Source organism: Ruegeria sp. K7 (assembly GCF_056531785.1).
Genome location: NZ_JBQFMJ010000009.1, coordinates 87,213 through 104,252 on the forward strand (window position 1 = coordinate 87,213; position 17,040 = coordinate 104,252).

A 17,040-nucleotide genomic window follows, 5' to 3' on the forward strand; every position below is an offset into this window, starting at 1 on the left:
AGATTTAGGACGATATCGCGTCAGCATTGAAATCCAGCGCGAAGTCGATCAGGCGATTGTCGTCCCAATAGACCTTGCCCAGATAGAGGCCAGGACCGATGGCCCGGATTTCGTCGCGGATCCATTGTGCGAGAAGCGATGTGTCGGAATAGTCCAGCACGATGCATTCCTTTCCATCGAGCCAGCTCTTGTCCTTGTAAACCTTGGCCAGAATGGCGTTAAGCCCAAACGGCAGGATCCGATTGCGCAGCACCCCTTTCGACTGGTCGAAGACTTTGCCCTGCCAGGCAAAACTGTTGATAAAGCGCGAGATCAGCGGTGTGAATTTCGTGCCCGGGGCCACGATGGCGGTTCCTTCGGCTTCGCCGTCGGGAATGTCCCCGGCCGGTACGCTGGAAAACAGTTCGTCCAGTTCTTCCTGAGTCATATCCATGAGCGACTCGATGCTATGTGCCATAATGGCCCCCTTTCTAGACAGTGACGTGTTTTGCATGCTCCAGAATGTCTTGGGCGGCTTTTTCGCCGACCATGTAAACAGAGGATGCGATGAAAAATCCCGGAATGCGCGGAAAGACCGAGGCGTCGGCTACCCGTAGCCCCTTTGTACCATGTACGCGCAGGCGGCTGTCCAACACGCCGCTGTCGGGCGGCCCGATGGCGCAACTGCACGACGCGTGATGCCCCCAGCATTCGTCACGCACAAACTGGGCGATTTCCGCATCCGTTTTGACATCCGGGCCGGGAATTTCCTCGGCCTCGATCTGGCCGTTGCGGCGCAGCGGCTCGGTCAGGTTGCGAACAAATTTCACCCCTTCGACAACCGCTTGCAGGTCGTCGTCGCCGCCTTGCTTAAAGTAGTTGAACTCGATGAGGGGCCGGTCGCGCGGATCAGCCGAGGCCAGCCGCACGCGCCCCGTCGCATTTGCTGTATGGGCCTTCAGGACGGCCCAGCTCAGATGGTTGCGGCTGCGCGCCAGATCAGCAGCATAGCCGGGGTAGTAACCGGCGAACCGCCCTAACAATGCCATGCAGAACAGATCAGGCAGCTTCTTGTCCGGGCTCGAACGCCGAATAACGCCCAGCGCCGCGCCGTTGGTTGAATACAGACCCTTACCGGTGTCCTGCCATTCCCGCCATAGCGGATCGCCGGATTCATAGCCGCAGTCGGTCAAGCTTTCCCAGCAATCCACCGCCATGCGGTTTACGACGGCAACTTCGTAGCGATCCTGCAGGTTGCGACCAACGCCGTCCAGCGCTACGCGTTGCGGAATACCCGCCCGCGCCAGTTCGTCGGCCGGACCAATTCCCGACAGCATCAGCAATTGCGGAGTGTTGAAGGCGCCACCCGCAAGAATAACTTCGTGTTTAGCCTGCACGCGCCGTCGAATTCCCTGACTGTCGCTTGGAGTTGCATGCGCACGATAAAGCCGCTCTCCCTTGAGGTATTCGATCCCGGTGGCGCGATTCTGATCATCAAACAGAACCCGGGTCGCAAGTGCGTCAAGCTCGACCGTCAGACAATCCGGATAACGCCGTGCGGTTTCGAGCACCCGCTCTCGTGTGCCGATACGCCGTCCGTTTTGCGTGGTAAGCGGCGTGTAAACCAGGCCCTCGGCGTTGCCGTCGATCCGGTCAAGGTCATTTGGATCTGCCGCACTCTTGAGCTGCCAGCGCAGGTGCCGCCATACCTTGTCTCCATCACCCAGCATTTCGCGAACGGATGCACGCAGCATGTCCATGATGTCGTCGTCGCGCAGGGCCGCACGCGGGATCGCCTTTTCCGTAGAAAGCCAACCGCGATAGCCGTGGCCGGTCCGGTCGATGCCAATTGCATTCAGCACCTTTTGCATCGGGCGATGGCGGCAGTTTTCGATCCGGCGGAAAATCTGATGCATCGCCTTCGGCGACCAACCGGCGTCGCCGGCAAGCTTCTCGATGTGGCGCCAATCATCGTGATGCGGGTAAACGAATATCATTGCGTTATGTGCCGTGCAGCCACCCAGCGTACCCGCCCGTGGGTACAGTACGCCATCCGGCCCCGCTTTTGGATCGCGCACTTGAAGGGCCGGGTCGTCATAGTGGCTGACATGAAAGTCCCAGCGCAGTGCTTCTTCTCGGTGGCGAAGGGATGAAATGCCGGCACGTCATAGTCATCGGGCAACCGGTTTTCCGCGCCCAATCCCCGCACTCCGCCTTGTGCGGAACGGGGATCGCCACCTGCCTCCAGAAGAAGCACGCGCATTCCCGCTTCGGCCAGTCGGGCCGCAACCGTGCCGCCGCCCGCGCCCGAGCCGACGACGACATAGTCATAAATGGGCGCGTCCACGCTCATACCTCAGAAACGTTTGAGGTAGGCGATCAGATCCTCCTTCTGCGGATCCGTCAGCCGGGTTCCGAAATAATGACCACGATTGACGACGAAGTCGGGGCATTTGCTGAGTTCGAGAAGCGGTTCGACCAGATCAGCGAACATGGCCCGCACCTGAGTATTGCTGGCATTGTCGGGCAAATCCTTCAGGTTCCGCTTGATCATGATGACAAGCCGGGCGAGCCTGAAATCATGCTCGATCCGTTCCAACAAGTCGGCGTTGTCCAGCCGTATGTTGAGATTGGCAAGCAGATTGATCGGTGTCCCCGCAGGGATCGGGCCCAGTTCGATGTCGCCGTTTTCGCTGAAAAGCCAGGGCAGTTCGTCCCGGAAGGGTTCGAACAGGCGCACCAGGAAGTCGGGCTGGAAACCACGCGGGATCATCAGGTAGCTTTGCTCGGTCGTGCGATCGATTAGCCCGGGCACCTTGTCGCCCAGTTCACTGTCACGCAGCCGGCGTTCTGGCCACAGCATCTTGCGAATACCATCGTCGAAGGTGCGCATCCTGGCTGCGACCGACGGGTCGGGTTCATAATAGCCCACCGTGTTGTTCAACAGATACGGCGCCGTCGACCAAAGACTGATCAGCGAAGGTACACGCGTGTAACCACGGCCGCCTGCAGGCATTTCGTACATGTAGGGTTCGCCGGTCACCGGATGGTGCACCTCGATCTCGCCGACCGACGGCAGCGCCTTGTAGGTCGAGGACGAAAAATTGTCCCAGATGTTACCCTCGATGGCGTTTGTCGCCAGCGGGCTGCAGGCGTTTGTCTCAAGTAGCGTGACCGGAATCCGCATCTCATTCGACAGATAGTTGTTTTCCAGAAAATCGTCGGCGTTGACGATTTCGGTCATCTCTGCCTTGAATTGATCCGTCTTGGTTAGCTCCCAGTAGTTCGACCAGCACTGCAGGTATCCCGGCCCCGAACATCCGCCTGGCATGGCCGCAAAGGCCGTTTCGGGCAACTTGGAGGAATGGCAGCGGGCGCAGTTTTCGGCAAACAGCGTCTTGCCCCGGTTCACCGTCTCGTCATCTTCGGTCAGGTGCTCTGCCCCGCCCGGCGCGTCAGCCAGGTAGTCCGGACGTCCGGCCTTGAGAAAATAGAGCGCAGTCAGCGGAGACTGCAGTTCCGTCGCGCGCCAATAGGCCGAATTCTTCTGCGCGGTTTCAATCTCGATGGGCGTGATCGTGCGGCCTCCGACAATCGGGTTGAAGTGCCGCGTCCATTCTTCACTGAAAAGACCGATATTGAGATAAACCCGGTTTAGCGCCCCAAGCGCGCCAACCGAATCCGCGCCGTCCTTCAGGACGCGCGGGCTGAAGCTGATATCGGGCGGCTCAAAAAGCTGTGCCAGCGGACCCTGATCCACGAAATCCTGAAACTGCATGTTGTCGCGCTCGCCCCCGGTCAGGCGTTCCTCGCCCAACCTTTCGGCTATGCGCAGACGTTCCTCCAGCAGGTAGATCGCGTTCATTGTCCGCGGGTTGTTGATGTAGTCAGGCGACACCAGCGACGTATCAAGCGATCCGGGCCGCGCCGTGTGAATCAACTGAACCATGTACTGCCGGTCGTCCGGCTTCCACGCGAACACCCTGTCGAACCAGAAATACTGGGCGCCCACCGTCGCGTTAAGATTGCGCATCTCGGGGTTTTCGGGGTCCTCTGGCGGGTCGATCGGGCTTGGACCGACATGGCAGAAGGCGCAAGACATGCCAACGCGATAAGGCCGGACCAGATCCTTGTCGAAATAGTAATCGGGGTCGTTGTAGAAACGCTCGGGATCCCAACGCCGCTCAGCGCGTTCGTCGAAATCCGGGTTGGGGAATAACCGAAGACCCAGAACGCCGGTTGGTTCACCGTAATATGAGCCGACAGGCATGTTGCGGCCCCGCGCACCGATTTCAACGCCCGGATATTTTTCGGCGTTGTCAAATGGGTCGGCTGCGCAATCGTCACGCCGTTTGTCCAGCCAGAGCCCATAGCGTTCGGGATCCGGGCCAGTCGCCTGATCGAAACACGGTTCGTTTATCAGACCCAGATATTCGAACCGATTGGCGCGTTGCGCTGGCAGATCAAGATGCGAAGACAGGGTCTTGAGAAGATCAAATTGACCGAACGTGTCGCGCGTCAGGCGATCCCAAAGCAAATCGTTGCCGCCGGTCCAGACCATCCACATGTTGCGACCCTTGATTTCATCCGGGCCAAGCGGAATGCCGTTGTCAATCTCGGCGAAATAGTCCTCATCCGCAGGCGGAAAAGACGTCTCGTCTCGCCCGACCAGCATTGCCTCGTCAAGCGGGCCTGAAAAAAGCTGCGCCAGGGCGGCAACGGGCAGAAATGCGACCGGAAAAGTCAGCGAAATAATGCGACAAAACATCAGGCAAACTCCAATCTTCAGCTAGAAATTGGCATCAACCTCTCAGTTGGTACTGTCATATCAGTGTTGGTCCGAATCGAATTTATTGCAACCATGAAGGGAAAGCCGGGTATTTGCGCCTGGATCGAAGGGCCGAATTTTGCGGCTGAAGCGTTTTGGTGACCAGTTTCTGGCACCGTATGACAGTGTGCTCCGGTCGTCTGGCCAGCAAACCGGAAGAGGATTTTAATGTTTTATTTCAAAGTCTTAATGACATGATAATTTTTCACCGATGAGCCTACTGCCTCCTTCCGGCCACCGGTGCGCGAGGGAATTGATTAGTCCGAAGGTGCGTTATGGATGACCATGAAGACACAAAGACTGCAGCGGGCCTTCCTGAAGGGCGCAAACCGCGCACAGGACCGAACAAGCGGCTCATTGTGTTCGCTGACGGTACAGGCAACGCATTCGGCGGTCAGGCATCGAACATCTGGCGGCTTTATGAGGCCATCGACAAACGCGGGCTTAGTCCCCTGAAGTCCAGCCCGCAACTGGCGCGCTATATCCCGGGTGTCGGAACGTCATCGATTGGACTGGTGCGCTTGTTTGACGGTGCCACTGGGCTGGGCGTGCCGGGCAACGTGCAAAAGCTGTATCGATTCCTGTGCTGGAACTGGGAACCCGGTGACGAAATCTGGATGTTCGGCTTCAGTCGCGGCGCTTTTACCGTGCGTACGCTGGCTGGACTTATCAGCTCCCAAGGGTTGATGCCCCGGGAAGTCGACGGGACCACCGTGTCCGTCGCGGAAATGCATCGCAACTCGAAAGGCGCGTGGCGTGCCTACAGACGGCAGACCGCACCATTTCGCGATCCTCGCACAGGCAAAGTTCGCATGAGCCCGACCGTCTCGATCGGGCGCTTCATCCGGGATGCTTGCGTATGGGCAAAACGGACCATCAGCAGACAGAAGAAACATGTCCAGGTGACAGAGATTCTGCAAACCGAGCAACCAGAACGTTGCGCCGGTCAGATCAAAATCAGGTTCCTGGGCCTGTTTGATACGGTCGAAGCTTATGGAGTGCCGCTGGAAGAGCTGCGCGCGGTGTTCGATTTCTGGATATGGCCCATCAGTTTTCGCAACCGCGTCTGCAGCCCGGTTGTAGAACATGTCTGCCACGCCCTGTCTCTGGATGATGAGAGACGCACCTATCACCCGCTTCGATTTGATCAGACTCCACAGCTCGATCTCAAGGGCTCAGGCAATCAGAAGGACGGGCCAAGGATCAAGGAGGTTTGGTTTGCCGGTGTCCACGCCGACATTGGTGGCGGATATCCCGACGATGAAGCTTCGCTTGAGCCGCTGATCTGGATGATTGAGGAAGCCAGAAAGGATGGCCTGATCTTCATTGACGAAAAGGTCCACGAACTTGACAGCCGGCGCTCGAAAAACGCGTTGATTCACGATTCACGCAGCGGATTGAAATCGGCCTACCGCTACACGCCCCGACCCGTTGAAAGTGGTGAGGCATTTGGTGGCAAGCCTGTTGTGCACAGTTCGGTCGTCCAAAAGATCCTGACTGGCCGCGATGGCTATGCGCCAGTGATGATGAACGACGATTTCCAGCCGCACGATCAACCACAACAGGTTTCACTGCACCACAACGCGGAAGTTGCCGAGCAGGTCAAGGCACTGGTCTTGTGGCGCAGGATCGCAAATATCTCGTTCATCAGCCTGCTTTTGTTCGCATTGGTCCTGCCATGGGCGGGCGAGCCCGTCCGGGCCATGTTGCAGCCCGGTCGACCGCCGGTCGGGTCAGATGGCGTCGTGCTGCCCGACGCTATATCGTCCGTCGCACCCGGCATCGTTCAGCCCTGGATACAGTCCCTGTGGAAGCATCCAGTGCTTTCGATACCTCTCATCGTGGCAATTGTGGCGCTGTTTCTGTCCGGCGCGGCGCTTCGGGACCGGATAAAGGATACCGCCCGTCAGGCCTGGACCTCGGATCGCAAAACCAATCTGCAAAAACCGGCAGACCGGTTTCTGGTTCGAACGGGCAATTTGCTGCAGTCCAGCCGAACACTGAATGCGGCTTATGCATTTCTGGGCCCAAAGCTGGTGCAGGTCGTCTTGGCTGTGTTGATCTTGCTCGGCGTGTTCAAGCTTGTGCATGTTTTTAGCCTGATGTTCACCACCGTCAGCGGCAGTCTGTGCCCAGACGCTGGCCCCGGACACGTGATCGAACCGGGAAGCACTTTTGTTCTGCAAGATGAGTTCTCGCCCCAATCTGTCTGCTGGCCGACTGGTGTCGATCTTGTCAAAGGGCAAACATACTGGATCAGGCTCGAGGAAACCGATCCATTCACCGACAAAGGCGCACGCGTTCCGATGTCCGGGTTCCAGACCAACAAACGGGTGTATGTACTGGGCAGCCTGATAAGACGTTCGAGCGCAAACTGGTTTCAACCGGTCGCGCAAATCGGGGCGAAGGGCCAATCGATTTTACCGCTTTTTGACTACACAGACAAAACCACGGCGTTCATTTCTTGCTTTGATGACATGGCCGCGGAAGACGGACACAAATGCGATCCGATTGATGCACCCAAGGCGATGACGGCGCGTATCCGGGCAGAGAGAAGCGGACCGCTGTATCTGTACGTGAACGACGCGATCATCTGGCCCTTTGACGGTTTCTATGCAAACAACGGTGGCTCCGCCCGTGTCAGCATCCTTGCAGAGAAACCGCCGCTATAACTCGTGATGCAGCGGAACTGTTTCAATGCTCTGACCGTCAACATGCGCTCCCTCCGCTTTTGCAGAAGTGCAGCAATCAAGACTGTCGCCTAGTGCCTGGGTGCAGTGCAATCAGCCGCGAAAGGCAAAGTCCCAACTGAGTTACCGAGAACCCATTGCCTTTACAAACTGGTTCTGGCACCAGCCCGACAATTATGACGGAAACGAGCATTTCGGAAGATTTCGCCAGTTTTCAGACCAGCCCGGGATCAAATGGGATGATGCCCGGCACGTCTCGACCGCGCGAGGGTATCTGGTCGAATTCGAAGGTTCCTCGATCCAGAACTGAAGAGTTGGAATTTTTTCAGCAGAAACCGGTTTTCTGTCTCAGGGAACTTTGACGGCATGCACCAAATTTCGAGATCGTCGTAGCACACAGAAATGCGCTCCAGAAGCCCAACCATTGGGGCCATTTTAGTTCTGCTACCGCGCCCGTCTTTGAAACCTCAGGCGCGACTTCGCTCGGGAAACGGAGGATGGTTCTCACGGCTGACTTGCCAGTTCTCCTTCTGAACGAAGATCAACAGGCAACACGTCGCATGGTGCGTTCGCATCGGAGTTTCTGGGTTCAGGTCAGATTGCCGAAGAGAAAAAGTTGGGCACGGATCGGCGGCAGTCGATTCTGCATCACACAAACGCAACTTTATGCATTAAGCTGTCTGGAGGTTTCCAGCCTTTAGCTCTGACTATTTTCGACTGATCCGGGCCGCTGTCACAAGACTGTCGCCAATACCTTGCAGAAGACCTTCGAAACACGAACCCAACAGGTGTCCCATGACTATGAAAAACGCAACGGCCCTTTCTCGCCGTCAGTTTCTTGCCACGACCACGGCTGGCGCAGCGCTTGTCGTGCTGCATCCCTACTCGGCAGCGGCAAGTGGAAATCAGGCGCACCTGCGGATTATGGAAACCACGGATATTCACGTCCACGTGTTCCCATATGATTACTATGCCGATAAGCCCCGCGACACGGTGGGTCTGTCGCGCACCGCTTCGATCATCAATCAGATTCGGTCAGAAGCCACGAACTCCCTCCTGGTCGACAACGGCGATTTTCTCCAAGGCAACCCCATGGGCGACTACATCGCTTATGAGCGTGGAATGAACGAGGGCGACAGCCATCCGATCATAACGGCGTTCAACACCGTCGGCTATGACGCGGCCACCTTAGGCAACCACGAATTCAACTACGGCCTGAGCTTTTTGGAGAAAGCACTTGCAGGCGCGGAATTCCCGGTTGTTCTGGCCAACGTGGCCAAGGAAAAGGGTGCCGGCCCGCTGGGGGACAAGACGTTGGTTCAGCCGTACACCATACTCGACCGCGAGATTGAGATGGGCGACGGCACCAAACACCCGATCAAGATCGGCGTCATCGGCTTTACCCCGCCGCAGATCATGAACTGGGACCGCAAGCATCTGGATGGCAATGTCGAGACGCGCGACATCGTCGAAACCGCCAAAGCCTACGTCCCCGAAATGCAGGAACAGGGCTGCGATCTGATTATCGCCCTATCGCATTCGGGGATTGGCGAAGCCGACCATATAGACGGTATGGAAAACGCCTCGGTCGCACTTGCAGGGGTTGACGGGATCGACGCCCTTGTGACCGGGCACAATCACCTGGTCTTCCCGTCACCGACCTTTGCGGATCGCCCCGGTATCGATGTCGAGAAAGGGACGCTGATGGGAAAACCAGCCGTCATGGGCGGATTCTGGGGTTCGCATCTGGGTATTTTGGACCTGCTGCTGGAACGCGACGGATCCGAATGGCGTGTCGTCACCACCACTTCCGAAGCGCGCCCGATCTCGAAGCGGAACGAAGACCGCTCGATCACGGCTCTTGTCGGTGACGATCAGAAAGTGCTGGATTCGGTTGCCGTAGAACATGAAGAGACGCTGGCCTATGTCCGCCGCGCGGTGGGCAAAACCTCAGCGCCGCTGCACAGTTATTTTGCACTTGTGGCGGATGACCCTTCGGTCCAGATCGTCTCGATCGCGCAGAAATGGTATATTGATCAGATGTTGAAGGGGACCGAGCACGAAGGGCTGCCGATCCTGTCGGCAGCGGCACCTTTCAAGGCCGGGGGTCGGGGTGGACCAGATTACTACACCGATGTCCCGGTTGGTGATGTCGCAATCAAGAACGTGGCAGACCTGTATCTGTACCCCAACACCGTGCGGGCCGTGCGGGTCAACGGGGCGCAGGTGCGCGGTTGGCTGGAACGGTCGGCAGGCATGTTCAATCAGATCGAGCCCGGTTCCAAGGACGCGATCCTGCTGGACCCAAGCTTCCCGTCCTACAACTTCGACGTCATGGACGGCGTGACCTATCAGATCGACCTGTCTCAACCCTCACGCTTTGGTCCCAAGGGGGAAGAGGTCAATCCCGACGCTGCTCGGATTGTGAACCTTCAGTTCAACGGCGAGCCCGTGACAGACGACATGGAGTTCATCATCGCCACCAACAACTACCGCGCCTCGGGCGGTGGATCCTTCCCGGGCGCCTTGGGGGACACGGTTGTTTTCGAGGCCCCTGATACAAACCGCGATGTGATCGTTCGCTATATCGTCGAGCAGAGAACAATCGACCCCAAGGCGGACGCCAACTGGTCGTTTGCCCCGCTGGAGGGTACTACCGTCCTGTTCGAAACCGGGCCCAAGGCTCGTGATTATATGAACGATGTCAAAGGTGTAAGCATTGAAGACGCCGGCGACGGTGCCGACGGCTTCGCAGCGTTCCGTATCAAGCTTTGATGCGCAAAAGTTCAATCTCAAGGGCGGCCGATGGGTCGCCCTTTGTTTAATCTCGAAGCCTGCTCCGTCTCCTCGGTAACAGCTGCCTGCGTGAGGTCGTGCCTTGACTTCTCTCTACCTACTGATAGGTAGTTGCTTGTTGATTGATCCGCCCAAAGGGACATGCCTCATGAAATTCTATGACGTTGAAGGTTTCCCAAATCCTGCCTGTGCCTGTATCGCGCTTGCTGATAAACGGGCCAAGGACAGGGTTGAATTCGTCCCCGTGGATATGATGGGCGGCGAGCATTGCACGAAGGCGTTCAAGGCGAGGAACCCCGAGGCCGTGGTCCCCTGCCCGGAACTGGCGGGTGGCACATACATCTCGCACTGCCATGCGATCACCGAATTTATCGGCGCGGCCTTGGCCGATTTTGCAAAGGTAGACATTTCCGAAAGATTGAAAACCTGCAGTCTTGGCGCGCCAAACTTTCGAACCGCCCACCTGTAGCGGGTTGATCCCCGGGTCGTCGGCATCACACATCGCAGAAGGAATCGGACCAATGGAAATAAACTCGGACTTCTCAGATCGCGTTGTAGTTCACTCCGACCAGCTTGCGTGGCAAGCCTCGCCCATGAAGGGTGTAGAGCGCCGGATGCTGGACCGGATCGGAGACGAGGTTGCACGCGCCACCACAATCGTGCGCTATGCGCCGGGCAGTCATTTTTCCGCCCACACTCATACAGGAGGCGAGGAGTTCATCGTTCTTGATGGCGTGTTTCAGGACGAACACGGCGACTTTCCCGAAGGCACCTACGTTCGCAACCCCCCGACCACGCAACATACGCCGGGGTCGGAGCCCGGGTGCACCATCTTTGTCAAACTCTGGCAATTCGACATGGAGGACCGCAACCAGTTCCGCAAGACAATGGCGGATGAGCTGGCCGCGCCGGAAAACGGCGTCGCCACGGCGGTCCTGCACAAAGACGAGCGCGAGTTTGTCACCTATAGCCATCTGGATGCGGGCGCGACGCTGACCTCGGATGCCACAGGTGGCATCGAGGTTCTGATCATCGACGGCTCGGTCACAGAAAGCGAGGATGAACTGGTCAGGAACGACTGGCTGCGCCTGCCCGAGGGTCAAAGCCTGTCAGCCGTTGCAGGGCCTAGTGGCGCCAAAATCTGGATGAAGACCGGTCATTTGCCGTTTGCCCGGCCACCAGCGGTGTAACCGATGACCCAACAAAAACCCTTGGCGCTTGTCGCCGGAGCGGGAGCTGGCCTTGGCCAATCCCTGGTGTCGCGTTTTCAGGCTGAAGGCATGAAGGCGGTTGGTCTTGGCCGTAGCCGTCCGGAAAACCAAGTCGGCGCATTTCACGAGGTCGATCTGTCCGACCCGGACCTGACCGCACCAATCATTGCAGACCTGATCGCGGAACACGGGCCGCCAAAGATTGTCGTGCACAACACCGCAGAGCTTGTAGTCGCGCCATTCGCAGCAACGACGCTGGATGACTTTCAGCGCACATGGACCTCGATGGTACAAACACTGGTCGTGCTGGCGCAATCGGTGATGCAGCCGATGGTCCGTGGTGGCGGCGGTGCCCTGATCGTATCGGGGGCAACCGCCTCGCGGCGCGGCGGGGCCCGTTTTTCGGCCTTTGCCTCGGCCAAGTTTGCCCTGCGCGGGCTGACACAATCGCTGGCGCGCGAATACCATCCGGCGGGTGTTCACGTCGCGCATGTCCTTCTGGACGGCATCATTGATACAGCCCGGTCGCGTGATCGCCACAGCCTGGATCCGGCCAAGATGATGAAACCTGAAGACATTGCGCAGGCCTATTGGCAACTGGCGCAGCAACCGCGTTCGACCTGGACCCATGAGCTGGACCTGCGCCCCTTGAGTGAGGCGTTCTGAGGCATGCGCACGGATACGCTTATCATTGGTGCAGGGCTTTCGGGTCTCAGCCTGGCGACACAACTGATGGATCAGGGGCAGGACGTTCTGGTGGCCGAGGCACGCGCCCGTCTGGGCGGGCGCATCCTGACCGAAACGCAGGGCGACGGCTATTTCGACCTGGGCCCGTCCTGGTTCTGGCCGGGTCAGCCCCGGATTGCCGCGCTGATCGACCAGCTTGGATTGGACCGGTTCGAACAATTCAGCACCGGCGCGCTGAGTTTCGAGGATGAGCACGGCCGTGTCGAGCGCGGCCGGGGATTTTCATCGATGGAAGGGTCATTTCGCCTGAAAGGCGGCCTTGCCGCCTTGATCGATGCACTGGCAGCCCGAGTGCCTGCCGGAATGATCCACCTGTCTACCCGGATCACCGCGCTGACGCAAACCGAAAACGGAGTGTTGGCCACAACGCAATCGGGTCAGCAGATCAGCGCACGGCGTGCGGTGCTTGCGTTGCCCCCGCGCGTCGCGGTTGAGCTGACTTATAGTCCACCCTTACCCGAGAAAGCTCGCTCCGCCATGCGCGAGGTCGCGACCTGGATGGCTGGACAGGCAAAGGCGATTGCCGTGTACGACACGCCCATTTGGCGCGAGGCCGGACTGTCGGGCGACGCCATGAGCAGGCGCGGGCCGATGGTGGAAATACACGACGCTTCGCCCGCCGAAGGCCGTACTTATGCACTGTTTGGCTTTATTGGCGTTCCACCACACATGCGCGCGTATGAACAGACGTTGCGCCAGCAGGTTCTTGCACAACTGGTGCGCCTGTTTGGCTCAGCGGCGGCAAATCCAAATGCGCTTTACATCAAAGATTGGGCATTCGACCCCTTCACCTCTACCGACCTGGACTTGCAACCTCTGTACACGCATCCGCGATACGGATTGCCGCAAGCCATGCGGGGCGTCTGGAGGGATCGGATCATTTTCAGCGGCACGGAAACAGCCGCGCAATTCGGGGGATATCTTGAAGGCGCGCTGGAAGCGGCAGAAACCGCAGCGGCTTTGGTGCGTAGGGAAAGGGTTTAGACGCCATGGAAACAGATACAAAGACGGCTCTGCTGAATTCTGCCGAGCGTGCCGCCCGCAGCAAAGGGTTTGACGGGTTCAGCTATGCCGACCTTGCCAAAGAGGTGGGCATCCGCAAAGCCTCGATCCATTACCATTTCCCTACCAAAGACGCGCTGACGATTTCGTTGATGATCCGCTACCACAGCGAGTTGTCCGGCCGCTGTGCCGAGATTGAGCGGCTGTATGACACGGCGGGCGAGCGGATAAGCGCGTTGATCGCGCTCTATCGCACAGCATTGAACGGTGGGAAAACCCTGTGCCTGTGTGTCTCGTTGATCAGCAGCCGGGAAAGCCTTTCACATGAAGTCACTGATAAAATTCGCGAATTCCGCAGCATGTTGGTTTCGTGGATCGAAGGGGTCTTTACTTTGGGCAAGGCAGATGGGTCGATCTCGGGCGTTAGTGAACCTCGGGCGGAAGCGCGTGCCGCATTGGCCTTGCTGGAAGGCGCCCACCTGGCCGCGCGGGCCGAGGAAAGCCCGCAAACCTTTGATGACGCAGTGGCAATACTACAGTCCAGATGCTGACACGGGCCTGATCCTGATCACGTGGGCGCGGCAACGCTTCAATCAAACCACCCAGATGCGGTCGTCCACTGCCGGTGATCCAAACTAGCAACGACGTATTGTTTGGCCCGCAGGCCAAACAAACGCCTGAAACTCAGTCACCATCCGCAACCCCTTCGGCCCGGGCACGCGCGCGGCGGCGGCGGAAGCTAGGCAGCAACACCAGAAGCACGGCGAGAACCAGAAGACCCAAAGTCATCGGCCGCTGCCAGATAAAACTCATGCCATCATAAAGCTGCATCGCGCGCGAGAAGTTGTTCTCAAGCAAGGGTCCAAGAATGAACCCGATCAACAGTGGCGCCAGAGGATAATCGGCAAAGCGCAGGATCGTCGCGCAAACACCAAAGCCGACCAGAATCAGCAATTCGGTCGCATTGTTCTGCCCGATATACGCCCCCATGAGCGTGAAGAACAAAATGAACGGGATCAGGAAGTTGCGCGGAACGGCCAGTACCTTGGCGATATAAGGGATCAGCGGCAGGTTCAGGATCAGCAGCACCAGATTTCCAAGATACATCGAAATGATGACGGCCCAGAAAATCTGCGGCTCGTCGATCATCAGGCGCGGTCCGGGGCTGACATTCAGCGCGATCAATGCCCCAAGAAGGATCGCAGTGGTACCCGACCCGGGAATGCCCAGCGTCAGAAGCGGTACAAACGACCCGGTACAGGCGGCGTTGTTTGCGCTTTCCGGCGCGGCGATACCTTTGATCTCGCCCTTGCCAAAGCGCTCCTGTTCTTCCTTCGGCGCGATGTTGCGTTCCACCGCATAGCCAAGGAAAGAGGCAATCGTCGCCCCGGCCCCCGGCAAAACGCCGATGAAGAACCCTTGAATGGACTGGCGTCCGATGACCGGGGCTATCTTTCTCGCCTCGCTGCGGTCAATTCTCAGGTTCGTGATTTCACCACTATCGCCACCCCCGGTTTTCGACCGGTTGGGGTCCAGAACAAGGTAGATCGCTTCCGGCAAAGCAAACATTGCCATGGCCAGCGTAATGAAACCAAATCCGGACTGCAGGTCCATGATGCCCATGGTGAAGCGCGGCGCGTTGAACAGCACACCTTCGCCCACCGTCGCCATGATCAGACCCAGGAAGGTCATCAACAGCGCTTTGCTGACCTGCCCCGTTCCGGCAAAGGCGGCAATGGCCGAAAGACCGACGACCATCAGCGCGAAATACTCCGAGGAATGAAACAGCAGTGCCACCGAGGCCAGAGCCGGCGCAAAGACCATCAGCAGCACCGCCCCGATCGTGCCCCCGGCAAAGGACGAGATTGCGGCGACGGTCAGCGCCTTGCCTGCCTGCCCCGAACGGGCCAGCGGGTAGCCGTCGAAACTGGTTGCAACTGTCGAGGCCACCCCTGGCGCGTTGATCAGGATCGATGATGTCGATCCTCCGAAGACGGCGCCATAGTAGACACCGGCCAGCAGGATCAATGCGGCCGACGGGTCGCCGATGGTAATCGCGATCGGGATCATGATCGCAATGATCGACATCGGCCCCAGACCCGGCAGCATGCCAATGAACGTACCGATCAGGCAGCCGCCGATCACCATAAGAATGTTTGTGAACGTAAAGGCCGTCGCGAGGCCCATCATGAGTCCTTCAAGCATGTCAGCCTCCGTTTGCCATCGCGTTCAGAAATCCGGGAAACGGGCTGAGGAAAATGCCAAGTATCACTTCCACCAGATACCAGACCACCCCGGCGGCAATGGCACTGACAATGACCATCAGCACGTACCGGCGCTCGCCGAGAATGAAGCTTCCTACCGTGAGAAAGAGGAAGGTCGAGACCAGAAATCCAAGCGGACGCAGCAGCAGCGCATAACCGACCATCAAGGCCACCAGCAGAAACGCCTGACCCAACTTGTATTCATGCAGCTTCGCCAGATTGATGTCCGCCGCATCTTGTTTCTCAGGTGTTTTTTCCAACCCCAGAATAATGGACACCGACATCAGAATAGCACCTATGGCCAACACCTTGGGAAAGCTCGACGGCCAGATCGGGCTGCGCCGCATGATTGGCGGCAACAGGTCGTCCATGGTGAAATAGGCGGTATAGCCATAGGCCAGACAGATCAGAAGAATGACAAGTGCAATCCAGCGATCCAGTGCCATTTCCATCCCCTCCCCTTTTTTTGTTTGAGGTGTCCGGCACACAGCCGGGCACCCGTTTTTCAGGATATCGCAGACCGCGTCAGAGGAAGCCCAGCTTCTTCATCAGGTCGCCGATTTCCTGTTCCTGCTGCTCCAGGAACGCACGGAAATCATCACCGTTGTTGTGGATATCGACCCAACCGTTACGATCGCGGACTGCCACCCATTCCGGCGTGTCGTACATTTTGGTCAACGCATCCTGATACATGGCCAGCTTGTCTTCCGGCAGTCCGGGTGCGGCAAAGAACCCGCGCCAGTTGACGAACGTGGTGTCGTTGCCCTGCTCTTTCATGGTCGGAGCATCGGGATAAGCGTCCACACGCTCGTCCGAGGTCACGCCGATTATGCGCACCTCACCGGCCTTGGCCAATTCCACCGCTTCCGAGAAGCCCGTCGAAACGGCCTGTACCTCACCCGACAGCAAACCGGCCATGGTCGCACCGCCGCCGTCATAGGGGACGTATTTCATGGCCACTGGGTCAGCACCAGCCGCCTGAAAAACCATGGCGGCGACCAGATGATCCATACCGCCGGGCACCGAACCACCACCCACGGCAACGCCGTTCGGGTCGGCGTTGAAGGCCTCGATCAACCCGTTCAGGTCCTGAATCGGGCCGTCTGCCGCGACCACAAGCGCCGCGTAGTCACCGATGGTCCCGGCCACAAGGGTCAGATCGCGGAAGTTCTGTGGGAAGATGCCCGTTAACGACCGAATCACGATTGGGGTCGAGTTGACCATAAGCGTGCCGTGGTTGCTGTCGGCGTTTTCGATCAGATAACCGATGGCCTTGCCACCGCCGCCGCCTGACATGTTCTCGTAGCTGGCCGATCCGACCAGCCCCGATTCCGTCAGTGCCTCGCCAGTACCACGCGCGGTACCATCCCAGCCGCCGCCGGCACCGCCGGGGATCAGAAAGTGGATACTTTCAACGACTTGTTCCGCGTGCGCCAGTGTCGGCGCGCCAAGTGAAACCGCCGCCACGGCGGCAGCCGCAAATGTCCTGCGGGTTAGATTGAATTTTGCCATGATTTCCTCCC

15 protein-coding genes are annotated in these 17,040 nt (G+C 58.4%); 8 read left to right on the plus strand and 7 right to left on the minus strand.

Translation table 11 applies throughout. The features are described 5' to 3' along the window. Positions 1–4: 4 nt before the first annotated feature. From ACR0FE_RS15125 to ACR0FE_RS15140, 4 genes are read right to left on the minus strand one after another with little or no spacing between them, the layout of a single operon-like run. On the minus strand, positions 5–457 hold the full coding sequence (locus ACR0FE_RS15125) for a hypothetical protein (RefSeq protein WP_480913631.1): 453 nt from the start codon (positions 455–457) through the stop codon (positions 5–7). A 13-nt stretch (positions 458–470) separates the two neighbouring features. Beyond that, positions 471–2,057, minus strand: a complete 1,587-nt coding sequence (locus ACR0FE_RS15130; RefSeq protein ID WP_480913632.1) for a GMC family oxidoreductase — start codon at positions 2,055–2,057, stop codon at positions 471–473. Further along, positions 1,973–2,326, minus strand: a complete 354-nt coding sequence (locus tag ACR0FE_RS15135; RefSeq protein WP_480913634.1) for an FAD-binding protein — start codon at positions 2,324–2,326, stop codon at positions 1,973–1,975. Before ACR0FE_RS15135 ends, ACR0FE_RS15130 begins: the two co-directional genes overlap by 85 nt. Before the next feature lie 9 nt (positions 2,327–2,335). Beyond that, complete coding sequence (locus ACR0FE_RS15140) at positions 2,336–4,747, minus strand: c-type cytochrome (RefSeq protein WP_480913636.1); 2,412 nt, start codon at positions 4,745–4,747, stop codon at positions 2,336–2,338. Between the two features lie 335 nt (positions 4,748–5,082). Here ACR0FE_RS15140 and ACR0FE_RS15145 point away from each other — a divergent pair, with 335 nt between their 5' ends. The 8 genes from ACR0FE_RS15145 (at position 5,083) to ACR0FE_RS15180 (ending at position 13,804) form a co-directional block, all read left to right on the plus strand. Then, positions 5,083–7,479, plus strand: coding sequence for a DUF2235 domain-containing protein (locus ACR0FE_RS15145; protein ID WP_480913638.1), 2,397 nt, complete (start codon positions 5,083–5,085; stop codon positions 7,477–7,479). 67 nt (positions 7,480–7,546) lie between these two features. Beyond that, positions 7,547–7,807: a C-type lectin-like domain-containing protein gene (locus ACR0FE_RS15150; RefSeq protein WP_480913640.1), complete on the plus strand. Its 261-nt coding sequence runs from the start codon at positions 7,547–7,549 to the stop codon at positions 7,805–7,807. Positions 7,808–8,292: 485 nt separating this feature from the next. Beyond that, positions 8,293–10,272 carry a bifunctional 2',3'-cyclic-nucleotide 2'-phosphodiesterase/3'-nucleotidase gene (locus ACR0FE_RS15155; protein WP_480913642.1) on the plus strand — a complete coding sequence of 660 codons (1,980 nt, stop codon included), beginning with the start codon at positions 8,293–8,295 and terminating at the stop codon, positions 10,270–10,272. A gap of 169 nt (positions 10,273–10,441) precedes the next feature. Continuing rightward, positions 10,442–10,762, plus strand: coding sequence for a thioredoxin domain-containing protein (locus ACR0FE_RS15160; protein WP_480913644.1), 321 nt, complete (start codon positions 10,442–10,444; stop codon positions 10,760–10,762). Positions 10,763–10,814: 52 nt separating this feature from the next. After that, positions 10,815–11,483 (plus strand): cupin domain-containing protein, encoded by a 669-nt coding sequence (locus tag ACR0FE_RS15165; RefSeq protein WP_480913645.1) that lies wholly within the window; start codon positions 10,815–10,817, stop codon positions 11,481–11,483. Between the two features lie 3 nt (positions 11,484–11,486). Continuing rightward, entirely contained in the window at positions 11,487–12,170 is a 684-nt protein-coding gene (locus ACR0FE_RS15170; RefSeq protein WP_480913647.1) for an SDR family NAD(P)-dependent oxidoreductase, read from the plus strand. A gap of 3 nt (positions 12,171–12,173) precedes the next feature. Next, a complete protein-coding gene (locus ACR0FE_RS15175) occupies positions 12,174–13,235 on the plus strand; it encodes a flavin monoamine oxidase family protein (protein ID WP_480913649.1) in 1,062 nt (353 codons plus the stop codon). Positions 13,236–13,240: 5 nt separating this feature from the next. After that, positions 13,241–13,804: a TetR/AcrR family transcriptional regulator gene (locus tag ACR0FE_RS15180; protein WP_170611627.1), complete on the plus strand. Its 564-nt coding sequence runs from the start codon at positions 13,241–13,243 to the stop codon at positions 13,802–13,804. A 133-nt stretch (positions 13,805–13,937) separates the two neighbouring features. Here ACR0FE_RS15180 and ACR0FE_RS15185 read toward each other — a convergent pair whose 3' ends face one another. From ACR0FE_RS15185 to ACR0FE_RS15195, 3 genes are all read right to left on the minus strand, one after another. After that, positions 13,938–15,458, minus strand: coding sequence for a tripartite tricarboxylate transporter permease (locus ACR0FE_RS15185; RefSeq protein ID WP_170611625.1), 1,521 nt, complete (start codon positions 15,456–15,458; stop codon positions 13,938–13,940). Between the two features lies 1 nt (position 15,459). Continuing rightward, complete coding sequence (locus ACR0FE_RS15190; protein ID WP_480913651.1) at positions 15,460–15,963, minus strand: tripartite tricarboxylate transporter TctB family protein; 504 nt, start codon at positions 15,961–15,963, stop codon at positions 15,460–15,462. A 79-nt stretch (positions 15,964–16,042) separates the two neighbouring features. Next, complete coding sequence (locus ACR0FE_RS15195; RefSeq protein ID WP_480913652.1) at positions 16,043–17,029, minus strand: tripartite tricarboxylate transporter substrate binding protein; 987 nt, start codon at positions 17,027–17,029, stop codon at positions 16,043–16,045. Positions 17,030–17,040: the final 11 nt, after the last annotated feature.

Bases quoted from the DNA above. Each gene is read 5' to 3' on its own strand.
- ACR0FE_RS15170 (WP_480913647.1), top strand. From the start codon at position 11,487: ATGACCCAACAAAAACCCTTGGCGCTTGTCGCCGGAGCGGGAGCTGGC.
- ACR0FE_RS15190 (WP_480913651.1), bottom strand. From the start codon at position 15,963: ATGGCACTGGATCGCTGGATTGCACTTGTCATTCTTCTGATCTGTCTG.
- ACR0FE_RS15185 (WP_170611625.1), bottom strand. From the start codon at position 15,458: ATGCTTGAAGGACTCATGATGGGCCTCGCGACGGCCTTTACGTTCACA.
- ACR0FE_RS15155 (WP_480913642.1), top strand. From the start codon at position 8,293: ATGACTATGAAAAACGCAACGGCCCTTTCTCGCCGTCAGTTTCTTGCC.
- ACR0FE_RS15165 (WP_480913645.1), top strand. From the start codon at position 10,815: ATGGAAATAAACTCGGACTTCTCAGATCGCGTTGTAGTTCACTCCGAC.
- ACR0FE_RS15195 (WP_480913652.1), bottom strand. From the start codon at position 17,029: ATGGCAAAATTCAATCTAACCCGCAGGACATTTGCGGCTGCCGCCGTG.
- ACR0FE_RS15175 (WP_480913649.1), top strand. From the start codon at position 12,174: ATGCGCACGGATACGCTTATCATTGGTGCAGGGCTTTCGGGTCTCAGC.
- ACR0FE_RS15145 (WP_480913638.1), top strand. From the start codon at position 5,083: ATGGATGACCATGAAGACACAAAGACTGCAGCGGGCCTTCCTGAAGGG.
- ACR0FE_RS15140 (WP_480913636.1), bottom strand. From the start codon at position 4,747: ATGTTTTGTCGCATTATTTCGCTGACTTTTCCGGTCGCATTTCTGCCC.
- ACR0FE_RS15160 (WP_480913644.1), top strand. From the start codon at position 10,442: ATGAAATTCTATGACGTTGAAGGTTTCCCAAATCCTGCCTGTGCCTGT.
- ACR0FE_RS15125 (WP_480913631.1), bottom strand. From the start codon at position 457: ATGGCACATAGCATCGAGTCGCTCATGGATATGACTCAGGAAGAACTG.
- ACR0FE_RS15180 (WP_170611627.1), top strand. From the start codon at position 13,241: ATGGAAACAGATACAAAGACGGCTCTGCTGAATTCTGCCGAGCGTGCC.